We start from the raw sequence: 12,651 nt of genomic DNA on the forward strand, positions 1-12,651 counted from the left end.
GTCAGGTTAGCCGCGCAAGAAACTCGGTCAGGTCGGATGTGTGGTGGTGGATGTGTTCAGCGTCGATCGCGTCCGGGGCCACATGCACCGTGCGCATCCCCATTGCATGTGGTGCGGCAAGGTTGCGCGGATCATCCTCGAACATCGCGGCGATTTGTGTGTCGATGCCATCGCGCCCGAACACGCGCTCGAACGCACTGCGTTCGGGCTTGGGGTGGTAATCGGCGTGCTCCACGCCGTAGACGGCATCAAAGATGTCATCCAGCCCGCGCGCTTTCAGCACGTTGCGGGCATAGGGCTCGGACCCATTTGTGTAAACGATCTTGCGCCCCGGCAGATCGCGGATCAGCGACGCCAGATGCGGGTCTTCGGACAGGACGGTGAAGTCGATGTCATGCACCTCGTGCAGATAGGGTGCCGGGTCGACATCATGTTCGCGCATCAAACCCGCCAACGTGGTGCCATAAGTCTTCCAATACTCGACGCGCAGCGTATTGGCGCGCTCTTTGTCGACGCCGAGTGAGTCCATGACGAACTTCGTCATCCGCACTTCGATCTGGTCGAACAGGCGAACGGCAGGTGAATACAGGGTGTTGTCGAGATCGAACACCCAATGACGCACATGTTTGAAAGCAGACTTTACCATACTCCGCAAACTAGGCGTCGCAATCGGGCGCGGCAATGGCTGAACTTGCGTCTTTTGTTCAACCAGCGCTATCGTGCGAGAACTTGGATAGGGATCACGCGGTATGAAAGATGTGAAGCCTCCTCAGAAGGACGCGTATTCGTCGATTCTCGAGGCGATTGATGTTGGTGTTTACCGGCCGGGTGACCGGTTGGTGGAAAGTGATCTGGCAGAACGGTTCGGCATGTCGCGGACACCGATCCGCGAGGCGTTGCAACGGCTTGAAACGCAATCGCTGCTGACGCGGGACGGGCGGTCTTTGATCGTGGCCTCACTGGACCACAACCAGATGGCAGAGCTTTACGTTGTGCGGACCGAGCTTGAAGGTTTGGCAGCCCGCCTTGCCGCGCGTCATGCCACCGAGGAAGAGGTGCAGGTGTTGCAGGACATGGTGCATGACGATCGTGCCTTGCTGGACGACCCCTCTGCCTTGGCGCGGGCGAACCGGCGGTTTCACAAGCAAATTCACTTGGCCTCGCACAACCGCTTTCTTGTGCAGCAGCTGGACCTCGTGCATCGATCGATGGCACTTATGGCAACCACGTCGCTGGCGGCGCAGGGACGAGGCGAAATAGCACTGGCAGAACATCAGGCCATTGTTGATGCCGTTACCCAGCGCAACGAAGACGCGGCCTATAAAGCGCTTCGAGACCATATCTCGGTCGCCTTCGTCACACGCCTGAAGCTTGATTCCATGGCCAAGGACCAAGGCTAGTCAGCGGATCGTCTCATGGATATCTCCTCCGGGAACGTCAGGTTCGGACCTGCCGTGCTCGGTTTTGTCCCAGTAGAACGGTTTGAACAGCAGCTCGGACCACGCTTTATAAACGGCAAAGACGCCAAGCGGAAAATAGAAGAACATCATCGGCACCCATTGCATGAGCCCTTCATGCTGTGTGCGTCCAACGGCGACAAACCCGGTTAGAAGCGAAACCAGTTCTCCAAAAAGAAAAAGGGCCAAAAGGCCCTTTGCCCAATCCGCCGGGATCACCTCGAACAATGGGGTCGCGACCCCGAAGCAGACGAGCCAGAATGACCAGAGTGCTGGGGCCAGTGTGAATTGCAGGATGGTTGCGAGGAAAAAGACCTGAAATCCCAAGAATTTCCGTGCGCCGATGTCTTTCAAGAGGCGGAAGGGCCGACGCATGTGCACAAGGTACGTCACGATATACCCTTTCAGCCAGCGTGAGCGTTGCCGAACCCATGGCACGATGCGATTGTTCGCCTCTTCGTGTGTCACCGTCGGTATCAGGATGGTGCGATACCCAAATCGGTAAAGACGAATGCCCAGATCCGCATCTTCGGTCACGTTATGTGCGTCCCAGCCACCCACATGTTTGAGCGCCGCGCGCTTGAGATAGACTGTGGTGCCGCCGAGTGGGATCGGCAGCCCAAGCCGTGCAGCACCCGCCAAAACGACACGGAACCAAATTGCGTATTCAATGGTGAAACATCGCGCAAGCGCGTTCGACTTGGTGTTGTAGAAGTCCAGAATACCTTGAACACAGGCGACGTTTGATGGCGCTTGATGAAACGCTTCGACCACCCGTTCGATCTGATCAATGGCCGGTGCATCTTCGGCATCTAGGACACCGATGATGTCACCGCGCGTGTGCCCAAGCGCGTAATTCAACGCCCGTGGTTTGGTCGTCAGGTGCCCATCGGGAACGCGCACCACCCGCATCCAACCCGGCAAAGAAATCGACTCGATCATCTGGCGTGTTTTTGTGTCTTTGGCTTCAAGCACCAACACCACGTCGAGCAGCGATTTGGGGTAAGTGAGCCGCGACAAGCGCAGCACCAATTCATGAGCAATCGCAGCCTCCCGGAACAAGGGCACAATCAGACTGACCACGGGCTTTTCGGCCATCGGTAGCATAACAGGTTTTTCCGGTGGTTTTTGGTAGCCCGCAACAAAGACCGCGATCTTGAACCCCAGATTTGCGATCAAATTGACCACAGCGACTGCTGTGATGCCCGCAAAAAAAGCATTTGGAAACATATAGATCAAGGCAAGGCAGATGCCGAAAAACAGCGACGCCAAGATGCCGCGGGAAAGGGTCAGCTTGTTGATATCACGGCAACTATAGTCATCCGGGACAAGCCGCTCGGCGCGATCGGCAAGATAATCACCGTGCCGTTCCTCAACGATCCGCAAAAGATCGGCTTCTGCCACATCGGCAAACATGACCGGGCCAATCAGCTTTTCCATGATGTCGCGCAACTGCGTAAGATCCCGCCCTGGCGGGGTCGCCACAAGGATTGCATTGCCGACACGACCCCAGGGCAATACCCGGTATTCCAGATAAAATTCGGCTGACAGCAGCGCGTCGAGTTCGGGATCAGGCGGATAAGTATCCGGGTTGAGCCGCCGCTGATGCGCCGAAAATTGCCATGCTTTTTGTAAGACATGACTTGTGGCTATGTCGTTTGAAGTGTCCGATGCGACGTGGTCCCGGCGATGTGCGGGCGTTAGCGCAAAGGGTATATTGCTTTGTGTTTCCGACTTGCCGAACATATGCCCCCCGGACTGATCCGGGAGTCAGATAATCTGCAAACGGTTAAGCGGTCGTTAATGCCCACTTAGGCGCTGACGGTCTTCCGAGCAGCCATCGAGTCAGCAAAGCGTTCGAACAGGTAGAAGCTGTCCTGCGGGCCGGGGCTGGCTTCGGGGTGCTGCTGCACCGAGAAAACCGGCCGTTCGGCCATGCGGATGCCGCAGTTCGATCCGTCAAACAAAGACACATGGGTTTCCAGAACACCTGTGGGCAAGGTCTGGCTGTCCACCGCAAAGCCGTGGTTCATCGACGTGATCTCGACTTTGCCGGTCTCCGTGTCCTTGACCGGGTGGTTCGCGCCATGGTGGCCGTGGTTCATCTTGACCGTCTTTGCGCCCAAAGCGAGCGCGAGCATCTGGTGGCCAAGGCAAATGCCGAACATTGGCAAGTCGGTGTCGTTAAGGATCTTCTGGATCATCGGAACGGCGTATTTGCCAGTCGCCGCCGGATCACCGGGACCGTTCGAGAGAAAAACGCCATCGGGATTGTGTGCAAGCACGTCTTCTGCCGTCGCCGTTGCAGGCAGCACGGTCACGTCACAGCCCGCGCTTGCGAGGCAGCGCAGGATGTTGCGCTTTGCGCCATAGTCAATGGCAACGACCTTGTGCTTGGGGGCGGTTTGACGGGAGTAACCCTCAGGCCAGGCCCACCGCATCTCGTCCCAGCGATAGGATTGCGCGCATGTGACGTCCTTGGCCAAATCCAGACCTTCGAGACCGGGGAACGCGCGCGCCTTTTCGACCAGCGCAGCAATGTCGAACTTACCTTCGGGATTGTGCTCCAATGCCACATGCGGCGCGCCAAGCTGCCGGATTGCACGGGTCAGGCGGCGGGTGTCGATGCCGCCGATGGCAATCCGTCCCCGGGCCGCAAGCCACTCACTCAGCTCCTGCACAGCGCGCCAGCTCGAACTTTGCGTCGGCATCCACTTGACGACCATGCCCTCAGCCACAGGATCGGCGGTTTCATCGTCGTCCGGGTTCACACCCACATTGCCGATATGCGGGAAAGTGAATGTCACGATCTGGCCCGCATAAGACGGGTCAGTCATGATTTCCTGATAACCGGTCATCGCGGTGTTGAAGCACAACTCCGCCACCGATGTGCCGGTTGCGCCAAAGCCCTGTCCGTAGAAAATCGTGCCATCCGCAAGGGCAAGGCAGGCGGTCGGTGTGTCGTTGGAAAGCTGGGACATGGCGCGACTCCGCAGAGGTAAAATCTCGCGGAACCTAAGGCTGCGCCGCCTTGTGGTCAAGGGAAGTCGGAAAATGTGATGTCTAGATTTTTCAATGACTTAGCGTAAGTGCTGGGTGCTTGCTTCTGAATGTGTCCTCGCTTAATGTGCGCGCTCGTTCAACCATGGGATAGGAATTCATGGACCTTCGCACCCGGCTCAACACGTCTATCAAACAGGCGATGCGCGACAAGGACAGTGCACGGCTTTCGACCCTCCGACTGATCAACGCGGCGATCAAGGATCGTGACATCGCGGCGCGCGGGGAAGGCAATGACGACGGGGTGGGGGACGACGAAGTCCTTGGCATCCTTGGTAAAATGGTCAAGCAACGCAAGGACACCGCCAAGACCTATGAAGAGGGTGGGCGGCTTGATCTGGCGGAACGCGAGTTGTCGGAAATCGGCGTGATCGAAGAGTTCTTGCCGCGAAAGCTTTCGGATGATGAGGTGACTGCAGCCGTGGATGCTGCGGTGGCCGAAACAGGTGCATCGTCGATCCGGGACATGGGCCGCGTCATAGGGGCGCTCAAATCCAAATACACCGGGCAAATGGATTTCGGTGCGGTCGGCGGCATGGTGAAGGACCGGCTCGCAGCCCTGTGAACAGGCGCGTTTCCGTCAACGGAAACGCGGCCCTGCGTCGACGCAGGGCTCTCCGGTGTCACAGACCGAACTCACCTCTGAGGGTGTCCAGAATGTCGCGATCGTCGATCCGATAGCGCTGCACGAACCGCGTCTTATATCCCACGCGTCCCCGCCGCGCGCCGAAATTCTCGCCATGGTTCAGCATGTAGAGGACAGACGGCTGCGACAGCGCTGTCAGTTCTTGTCCGGCTAGTTTTGCCAGATATGGAAACATCCGGTGTTCGTGTTGGGTCATCTCGGACATGAAGGTGGTTGAGGTCGGATTGGAAGGATCGTGATAGACCGCCGCGCAACTGCCGCAGAGCTTCCAGAATGGCTTGCGCAACGGAGTGGTCCAGCTGCGCCTGTCTGCCAGTCCGATATCACCTGTCGACACGTCCATCACATAGCCGGATTGCACCAGATACCCACCACGCTCTTGCCGGGTGAGCATCTCTTTCACCGTGCCTTGGCGCAAGAGGTCGTCCGCGTCGAAAGACATCGCATAACCCGGCGCCGACGCCAGATTGGGCAACGCCTCGCAGAGCACACGCAGCTTGCGCCACTTGTCATTTCCGGGTGTTGGGTCGGTGAAGGGCAAGTAGGTGATGCGTGGATCGTCAGGAAGGTCAGGGGCGGATTGGCAGCAGACCGCGGCGCGCCATGACGGCTCATCCTGTGCCACAAAACCCTCCAGGGTGGTCCGCAGCCGCGCCACAACCGCATCCCAGTCGCCCACATGATCTGGCCCAACCATTGGCAGCAGGAACGTCACCTGCTGCGCAGTTGCTCCTTTCGGACCGGCCGCACGCAAGGCAAGCGCCGCGCGTTCAGAGGCGACCATATCCGCCGTGTGATCAGTCCGCCCAAACAGTGTCGTGCGCAGCAAATGGTGTGCGCGGGTGAGTTTCGGAACGGCGGGAACCTGTGCCATGAAGCCTCGGGTCAGGGGGTGGCGATGCGGCGAACCTTCTCACTCAGTTCCGCGTATAGCACTTTGCGTTCGTCTTCGCTCAGAAACGCGCCGATCTCAACCTCTCTTCCGGCACCGGACAGCGTCACGTAGTGCGGAACCGGTCCGCCTTTGTGGTGCATGTTCACTTGCGTCCAGTAGGGGTTGCAATGCCACTCCTGCGGCGCGCCTTTCGGCGTTTGCCGTGTCAGATGCAGGTCGTCTGGGGTGAGGGTCAGAACCTCCATGATCTGCAAATCCCGCTCGTTCCGCCGCAACGCGTACCAAATGGCACCCAGCGCCATCAGCATGAAGGGCAGGATGCCCCACAGCAGCACTGTTCCGATCAGCCCATAAAGCGGGATTGTCGAAAGGGTGAAGATGCCAAGGATCGTTGCCGCAAACCCATGCGCAGGCAGCGATTGGTGCGGCCACAGGCGCAGTTCCTGGTTATCCTGAGAGGTGTCGGTCCAAGTATAGGGCATGGTGGTTCAATACCCGGTCAGAAGAAGATCGCAAGCCCCGATAATCTCGTCACGCTGATGCGCGGCCGAGCCGATAAACGTGCCCATTTCTTTCCTGCTCAAAGTGGCCATTTCCGTGCTTTGCAGGCGGAGCGTGAGATCACCCAGAAAGAGCTTTGGCGACAGATGTTTCAATGGGGGCTCCGGCCAGTTTTCCGGAACCAGCCGGGCGACAACGCGGGTCGCCAGGCTTTCGAATGTATCGCTTTGCAGGATAAGGACATATGTCTTGTTGGCCGTTTGGTAGACATCGTATTGGCGCGCCATCCCTACCACTTCCGATACGCATCGAGCGGCAACCCGTCTTGTTCCACCCGGCGATTATAGGCCTCAATCGCGGTCTTGTTCTCGTCCGCCCAACGCTCCGCCTCAGCGCGGCGAACATATTCCTCGATCCCCGCTTCGGCGGCACGGGACAGGTTCACGCCTGCATCCTTGGCACGGGCGATGAGGTCGGCGTCTAGGCTGAGACTGGTGGACTTGCGTGGCATAGACAGGCTCCTTTGCTCCAAACGCTACCGCAAAACCTACCCGCAAACAACGGTATGTTTGATAGCAAAAGGCCCCGGCGTTTCCACCGGGGCCTTTCGTTTCCACTCACACACAGCTTAGTGCGCGTGTGTCTTTTCCCAGTCTTCCCGCTTCGGCAGCTGCTCGAAGGTGTGCTCGGGCGGCGGGGAGGGCAGGGTCCATTCCAGCGTGTCCGCATATTCGTTCCACGGGTTCTTCGCTGTTTCGGCGCGGCCTTTTGCAAGGCTCCATGCGATCACACCGATGAAGAACAGGAACGATGCGAAGGACAGGAACGCGCCCCAGCTCGAGATGTAGTTCCAGTATGCGAACGCTTCCGGATAGTCGATATAGCGGCGCGGCATACCCTGACGGCCCAAGAAGTGCTGCGGGAAGAACGTGATGTTCGTGCCAACGAAGAAGGTCCAGAAGTGCAGTTTACCTGCCCATTCCGGGTACATCTTGCCGGTCATCTTCGGGAAGTAGAAGTAGATCCCCGCAAAGATGCCGAACACCGCACCAAGGCTCATCACGTAGTGGAAGTGTGCAACAACGTAGTAGGTGTCATGATACGCACGGTCCACCGCGGCTTGGCTCAGAACGATCCCGGTTACACCACCAACAGTGAAGAGGAACAAGAAGCCGAACGCCCAGAGCATCGGTGTCTTGAACTCGATCGAGCCGCCCCACATCGTGGCGATCCACGAGAAGATCTTGACCCCTGTCGGCACCGCGATAACCATCGTGGCCAGCATGAAGTAGGACTGCTGTGTCAGCGACATACCCACCGTGTACATGTGGTGCGCCCACACGACAAAGCCCAAGGCACCAATCGCGATGATCGCCCAGACCATCGGCAGATAACCAAAGATCGGCTTACGGCTGAAGGTTGCGATCACGTGGCTGATAATGCCGAACGCGGGCAGGATCACGATGTACACTTCCGGGTGACCAAAGAACCACAGGATGTGCTGGTAGAGAACCGGGTCACCACCGCCAGCAGGATCAAAGAAGGTCGTGCCGAAGTTACGGTCGGTGAGCAGCATGGTGATCGCACCCGCCAGAACCGGCAGCGCCAGAAGGATCAGCCAGGCTGTGACAAAGATCGACCAGGCAAACAGCGGCACCTTGAAGAGCGTCATGCCCGGTGCGCGCATGTTCAGGAAGGTGGTGATCACGTTGATCGCACCAAGGATCGACGATGCACCCGAGACGTGGACCGCAAAGATCGCGAGGTCCATCGACATGCCGCCCTCATTGGTCGACAGTGGCGGATACAGAACCCAGCCCACACCAGACCCCAGCTGACCGTTACCGCCCGGGGCAAAGACCGAACAGATGGCCAGCGTCGTACCGGCAACAAACAGCCAGAAGGACAGGTTGTTCAGACGCGGGAACGCCATGTCCGGTGCACCAATCTGCAACGGCATGAAATAGTTGCCGAAACCGCCGAACAGCGCCGGAATCACCACGAAGAACATCATCAGGATGCCGTGGCCGGTGATCAGCACGTTCCAAAGATGTCCATTGGGGGTACAATCGCCCACCGCTGCTGCGGTCAGGCGGGCGCCTTCCATACACATGTACTGAACACCGGGGTTCATAAGCTCCATGCGCATGTAAACGGTGAAGGCCACCGAAATGAAGCCCGCGAGACCGGCGGCGATCAGGTAGAGAATCCCGATATCCTTGTGGTTCGTGGACATGAACCAGCGAGTGAAAAAGCTGCGCTGGTCTTCATGTTCGTGGCCGTGAATGGCGGCGTCTGCCATATCTGCCTCCTGCTGGTTCCCAATAAAAAGGCGCAGGGATTCTCCGAGCGCCATTTGTTCCATGGCCGTTTTAGAATGTGAGGCCAGCCTCGGCAACGGACGTATTTGACGCAGATCAAACTTTATTGTCGCACTTTGGTTGCAAACCGAATGTGCTGAAAGAGTCTGAGAAACTTCCTAAGTGTCTGGACCAAGGCAATAACTTGGGCCAGAAAAAAGCCCCGGGCACACGCGGGTGTCCGGGACTCTCAAATTTACGGGGCTGGCTTAGCCGACCAAGCCACCATCGTCACGTGTGACGGCGACAACAGCCGAACGCGGCAGGCTGCCTTCGCCATCGGGCCAGTTTCCACCATTGTCACCCGGGTGCTGGATGCCGATGAACATGGTGCGGCGGTCGGTCGACCAGCACAGGCCGGTGACTTCACAGCCGTTCGGGCCGGTCAGGAAGCGCTCGATGCGGCCAGTGACAGGGTCGCCTGCCAGCATCTGGTTGTTGCCCATGCCAGCGAAATCACCTTCGTTGCTGTCGTTGCCGTCTGTCTGAATCCAGATCAGCCCGGTCGAGTCGATGACCATGCCGTCGGGCGAGTTGAACAGGTTGCCAGCGTTTATGTTGGCAGAGCCCGCCTGTGCACCCTCTGCAACGGTCGGGTTACCGGCCATCACGTAGAGGTCCCATGCGAAACCGTCGGAACCGTGGTCACCGCCCTCGGGGCGCCAGCGCACGATCTGACCGTAGCGGTTGGTGTCGCGCGGGTTGACCGCGTTGACCGTCATCGGGTCGCCACCGGCATTGGTGCGCACGGTGCCATCGTCGTTCAGCACGCCGCGACGCGAATTGTTGGTCAGGCAGCAATAGGCTTCCGATGCGTTCGGGTGCACCGCGATCCACTCGGGACGGTCCATCGTGGTCGCGCCGACCTTGGAGGCCGCCATGCGGGTGAAGATCGAGATCATCGCCTGGTCCATACCGGTTGTCGCCGGTGTCAGCGGAACCCAGCGGCCGCTCATGTCGTCCTCAAAAACGGCGACAGACAGCGTGCCGTCCACCAACAGGGTCGAGGTATCTTCGCCCGGCACGTAGACGTCATTGCTGACCCAGCGGTACATGAACTCGCCACGCTCGTCGTCGCCCATATAAACCACGACGCGGCCATCGGCGGCGATGCCATAGGCGGCGTTCTCGTGCTTGAACCGGCCCAGAGCGGTGTGCTTGATCGGGGTCGAGTCCGGGTTCGCCGGGTCGATTTCCACGATATAGCCCGCGCGATGTGGCTCGTTCGGGTTGGTTGCTACGTCGAAACGGGGATCGAAGCCATGGTAGTTATAGCGGCCCGCATCGACCTTGGTCGACACGCCGTAGCGGCTGAAGCCGTCCATGACCATGGAGTCGGCGGAGACTTCGGAGACAGCACCGAAATAGCCGTTAAAGTTTTCTTCGCAGGTCAGGTACGTGCCCCACGGAGTCCGGCCGGACCCGCAGTTGTTGAACGTGCCCAGAGATTCCATGCCGGTCGGATCGGCTTCGGTCTTGAGCAGGTCATGGCCAGCCGCCGGACCCGAGAACGTCATCGGCGTGTTGTGGTGGATGCGGCGGTTGTAGGGGCTGTCGATCACGACGTTCCAGCCATCATCGCCCTGTGCCAGTTCCATGACGGTCACGCCCTGAAAGCTTTGCAGGGTGCGCACATCGTCCAGCGATTTCGGCATGCCGTCTTCGGTGTGCGGCAGGTTGACCTTGGGGTTCACGTACTCGCTGTTGACGACGAAAATCTCGCGGCCGTCGACATTGAACAATTCCATGCCGTCGGTGTTTTCGCCCATCACGCGGTCTGCATGCTCGAGCGCCACGCCGTTGGCGGGGTCAAACGCGCCTTCGGCATCCGAGAAAAGCGCATCGCCCCAGCGGACGACGGTCTTCCAACTGTACCCTTCGGGCACGTGGATTGTACCGTCGGTCTGGGCCGCAATCGGTGTGAACGGGAAGCGCGACGCAGGCTGCGCCATGGCAGTGCTGCCCTTGAGCATGCCTGCGCCCATGACAGCGGCACCCGAACCGAAGGCCAGAACACCACCAAGGAAACCGCGGCGGGAAATCGCGCGCTCGACCACCTTGTCGAAGTCATTGCCCTCGGGGCGCGGGAAATTCAGTTCGTCCCATTCGTCTGCAGAAAGATTGTGGATATCTTTGGGTGTCATGATCCATGTCCGATGATGATTGCCTGAAGCCGATGAACGGCGTCACACGCCGCACCGGTCGCAGGCAATTCACCGGATTCGGGTATCAGTTCCGTGACAGGTTTGATTCAGTTTTGCATCATCGCCAAAAACGTCTTCAAAACTTTGCCGCAGCGCAACATCAAGGTCATCCATTGTCACTGGCAATCCAAGATCGACCAGAGATGTCACCCCGTATTGCGTAATCCCACAGGGCACGATGCCGTCGAAATGGCTCAGGTCTGGTTCCACATTGATCGAGATGCCGTGAAAGCTCACCCATTTGCGCAGGCGAATGCCGATGGCCGCGATCTTGTCTTCGGCGATCTTACCATCCGGCAGGCGTTTCTTGTCCGGCCGTTCGATCCACACCCCGACGCGCCCATCGCGGATATGACCGGTCAGACCGAACTCACCCAGCGTGGCAATCACCCAGCGTTCAAGGTCCTGCACGAAACACCGCACATCGCGCCCACGCTTGCCAACGTCAAGCATGACATAAACCACGCGCTGTCCCGGGCCGTGATAGGTATACTGGCCGCCTCGCTTGGTCGAGTAAACGGGAAAGCGATCGGGGTCTTTCAGGTCTTCAACCTTGGCGCTGGTCCCCGAAGTATACAACGGCGGATGCTCGACCAGCCAAACCAATTCCTCGGCGGTGCCTTCAGCAATCGCCGCCGCGCGGGCCTCCATGACAGCGACGGCCTCGTCGTAATCCGTCAACCCGTCGGTGATGCGCCATTCAACCATGCTTCCTACCGGGGCAACAGTCCCGCCTCCTTGATCGTCGGGATATGGCGGCGGCTGACCGGGATGTCACCCCCTTTGGTCATCTGCAACACAGCGCGGTCGCCATCGCGGGTGGCCGAGGTGACCTGATCGAAGGCGGCCCAGTGCGAGCGGTGGACCTGCGCGCCGGTTGTGGCACCCACTTCGCGGATCGCATCGGCAAGGCGCAGCAGGATCATCTCTTCGCCTTTGGTGGTGCGCACCCGGACATAATGATCCTCGACCGAGATCGCGACCAGTGGCCCGCGTTTGTCGAAGGGCAGGCGGTCGAGTAAAGGGACAGTCTGTGGCGCGTCTGCCGGCGCAGGGGATAGGTGCCGCGAGAACAGGTCGATAACGGCCATCACGATCACCGAGATCACCAGAGTCGTGCCGGCCAGCGTCAGACTGCCAGAGCCAAAGGGCACAACGCCAAAGACTAGCCAGTTCAGCGCACTGACCAGCGCAGTCATTGCGCAGCCGGTCAGGCATCCCGCCAGCAGAATACGGGCCAGATGCGCCATGCCGGAGAGCGAAGGCCGCAAGACCGCGTAGGCGATAAGGTAGCCGATGACATATCCGAGAACGGTCAGCACCGTCCAATAGGCGGCGCGCGGCAGCAGCGAGAGCGACGACAAGGTGCCGAACGGCCCGATCAGACACAGCACCAGGCTCACTGCCGACAGCGCTGTCAGGGTCAGCGGATGCAGCAAATGCCGCCGCCATTCACGAAGCGCGAGCTGCGGGCGCGGGTCACTCACGAAGCTGGGCCGTCATTTGCGTATCCTCTCTGGCGGCAATC

The 12,651-nt window shown here is 59.2% G+C and carries 13 protein-coding genes; 2 read left to right on the forward strand and 11 right to left on the reverse strand.

What is annotated here, in order from left to right:
• Window position 1 precedes the first annotated feature (1 nt).
• Window positions 2–646 (reverse strand): pyrimidine 5'-nucleotidase, encoded by a 645-nt coding sequence (locus ACK3EW_RS04485; RefSeq protein WP_493808626.1) that lies wholly within the window; start codon window positions 644–646, stop codon window positions 2–4.
• A gap of 103 nt (window positions 647–749) precedes the next feature.
• Between ACK3EW_RS04485 and ACK3EW_RS04490 the strand changes: the two genes are divergently transcribed.
• A complete protein-coding gene (locus ACK3EW_RS04490) occupies window positions 750–1,400 on the forward strand; it encodes a GntR family transcriptional regulator (protein WP_085629117.1) in 651 nt (216 codons plus the stop codon).
• Here ACK3EW_RS04490 and ACK3EW_RS04495 read toward each other — a convergent pair whose 3' ends face one another.
• Window positions 1,401–3,203: a glycosyltransferase gene (locus ACK3EW_RS04495; protein WP_493808627.1), complete on the reverse strand. Its 1,803-nt coding sequence runs from the start codon at window positions 3,201–3,203 to the stop codon at window positions 1,401–1,403.
• Between the two features lie 65 nt (window positions 3,204–3,268).
• On the reverse strand, window positions 3,269–4,438 hold the full coding sequence (carA, locus tag ACK3EW_RS04500; protein WP_493808628.1) for a glutamine-hydrolyzing carbamoyl-phosphate synthase small subunit: 1,170 nt from the start codon (window positions 4,436–4,438) through the stop codon (window positions 3,269–3,271).
• Window positions 4,439–4,617: 179 nt separating this feature from the next.
• On the opposite strand from carA, the gene ACK3EW_RS04505 reads away from it, so the two are divergent.
• Window positions 4,618–5,082 carry a GatB/YqeY domain-containing protein gene (locus tag ACK3EW_RS04505; RefSeq protein ID WP_493808629.1) on the forward strand — a complete coding sequence of 155 codons (465 nt, stop codon included), beginning with the start codon at window positions 4,618–4,620 and terminating at the stop codon, window positions 5,080–5,082.
• 58 nt (window positions 5,083–5,140) lie between these two features.
• On the opposite strand, the gene ACK3EW_RS04510 is transcribed toward ACK3EW_RS04505, so the two are convergent.
• From ACK3EW_RS04510 to ACK3EW_RS04545, 8 genes are all read right to left on the reverse strand, one after another.
• Complete coding sequence (locus tag ACK3EW_RS04510; protein ID WP_493808630.1) at window positions 5,141–6,037, reverse strand: hypothetical protein; 897 nt, start codon at window positions 6,035–6,037, stop codon at window positions 5,141–5,143.
• An 11-nt stretch (window positions 6,038–6,048) separates the two neighbouring features.
• The gene (locus ACK3EW_RS04515) at window positions 6,049–6,540 is read right to left on the reverse strand and encodes a DUF2244 domain-containing protein (protein WP_493808631.1); all 492 of its coding nucleotides are present in this window, start codon (window positions 6,538–6,540) and stop codon (window positions 6,049–6,051) included.
• A gap of 6 nt (window positions 6,541–6,546) precedes the next feature.
• The gene (locus tag ACK3EW_RS04520; protein WP_493808632.1) at window positions 6,547–6,846 is read right to left on the reverse strand and encodes a CcdB family protein; all 300 of its coding nucleotides are present in this window, start codon (window positions 6,844–6,846) and stop codon (window positions 6,547–6,549) included.
• 2 nt (window positions 6,847–6,848) lie between these two features.
• The gene (locus ACK3EW_RS04525) at window positions 6,849–7,070 is read right to left on the reverse strand and encodes a type II toxin-antitoxin system CcdA family antitoxin (RefSeq protein WP_493808633.1); all 222 of its coding nucleotides are present in this window, start codon (window positions 7,068–7,070) and stop codon (window positions 6,849–6,851) included.
• Between the two features lie 117 nt (window positions 7,071–7,187).
• Window positions 7,188–8,861 (reverse strand): cytochrome c oxidase subunit I, encoded by a 1,674-nt coding sequence (gene ctaD / locus ACK3EW_RS04530; protein WP_493808634.1) that lies wholly within the window; start codon window positions 8,859–8,861, stop codon window positions 7,188–7,190.
• Between the two features lie 267 nt (window positions 8,862–9,128).
• Window positions 9,129–11,063 (reverse strand): PhoX family protein, encoded by a 1,935-nt coding sequence (locus ACK3EW_RS04535; RefSeq protein ID WP_493808635.1) that lies wholly within the window; start codon window positions 11,061–11,063, stop codon window positions 9,129–9,131.
• A 69-nt stretch (window positions 11,064–11,132) separates the two neighbouring features.
• The gene (lipB, locus tag ACK3EW_RS04540; protein WP_493808636.1) at window positions 11,133–11,831 is read right to left on the reverse strand and encodes a lipoyl(octanoyl) transferase LipB; all 699 of its coding nucleotides are present in this window, start codon (window positions 11,829–11,831) and stop codon (window positions 11,133–11,135) included.
• Window positions 11,832–11,836: 5 nt separating this feature from the next.
• Window positions 11,837–12,610: a LytTR family DNA-binding domain-containing protein gene (locus tag ACK3EW_RS04545; protein ID WP_493808637.1), complete on the reverse strand. Its 774-nt coding sequence runs from the start codon at window positions 12,608–12,610 to the stop codon at window positions 11,837–11,839.
• Window positions 12,611–12,651: the final 41 nt, after the last annotated feature.

The sequence above is a fragment of the Marivita sp. NO-S04 genome (assembly GCF_059070475.1).

What these genes read in the sequence shown, in the direction of transcription:
- ACK3EW_RS04505 (WP_493808629.1), top strand. Translation starts at nt 4,618, where the DNA reads ATGGACCTTCGCACCCGGCTCAACACGTCTATCAAACAGGCGATGCGC.
- ACK3EW_RS04510 (WP_493808630.1), bottom strand. Translation starts at nt 6,037, where the DNA reads ATGGCACAGGTTCCCGCCGTTCCGAAACTCACCCGCGCACACCATTTG.
- lipB (WP_493808636.1), bottom strand. Translation starts at nt 11,831, where the DNA reads ATGGTTGAATGGCGCATCACCGACGGGTTGACGGATTACGACGAGGCC.
- ACK3EW_RS04485 (WP_493808626.1), bottom strand. Translation starts at nt 646, where the DNA reads ATGGTAAAGTCTGCTTTCAAACATGTGCGTCATTGGGTGTTCGATCTC.
- ctaD (WP_493808634.1), bottom strand. Translation starts at nt 8,861, where the DNA reads ATGGCAGACGCCGCCATTCACGGCCACGAACATGAAGACCAGCGCAGC.
- carA (WP_493808628.1), bottom strand. Translation starts at nt 4,438, where the DNA reads ATGTCCCAGCTTTCCAACGACACACCGACCGCCTGCCTTGCCCTTGCG.
- ACK3EW_RS04495 (WP_493808627.1), bottom strand. Translation starts at nt 3,203, where the DNA reads ATGTTCGGCAAGTCGGAAACACAAAGCAATATACCCTTTGCGCTAACG.
- ACK3EW_RS04515 (WP_493808631.1), bottom strand. Translation starts at nt 6,540, where the DNA reads ATGCCCTATACTTGGACCGACACCTCTCAGGATAACCAGGAACTGCGC.
- ACK3EW_RS04520 (WP_493808632.1), bottom strand. Translation starts at nt 6,846, where the DNA reads ATGGCGCGCCAATACGATGTCTACCAAACGGCCAACAAGACATATGTC.
- ACK3EW_RS04490 (WP_085629117.1), top strand. Translation starts at nt 750, where the DNA reads ATGAAAGATGTGAAGCCTCCTCAGAAGGACGCGTATTCGTCGATTCTC.
- ACK3EW_RS04535 (WP_493808635.1), bottom strand. Translation starts at nt 11,063, where the DNA reads ATGACACCCAAAGATATCCACAATCTTTCTGCAGACGAATGGGACGAA.
- ACK3EW_RS04525 (WP_493808633.1), bottom strand. Translation starts at nt 7,070, where the DNA reads ATGCCACGCAAGTCCACCAGTCTCAGCCTAGACGCCGACCTCATCGCC.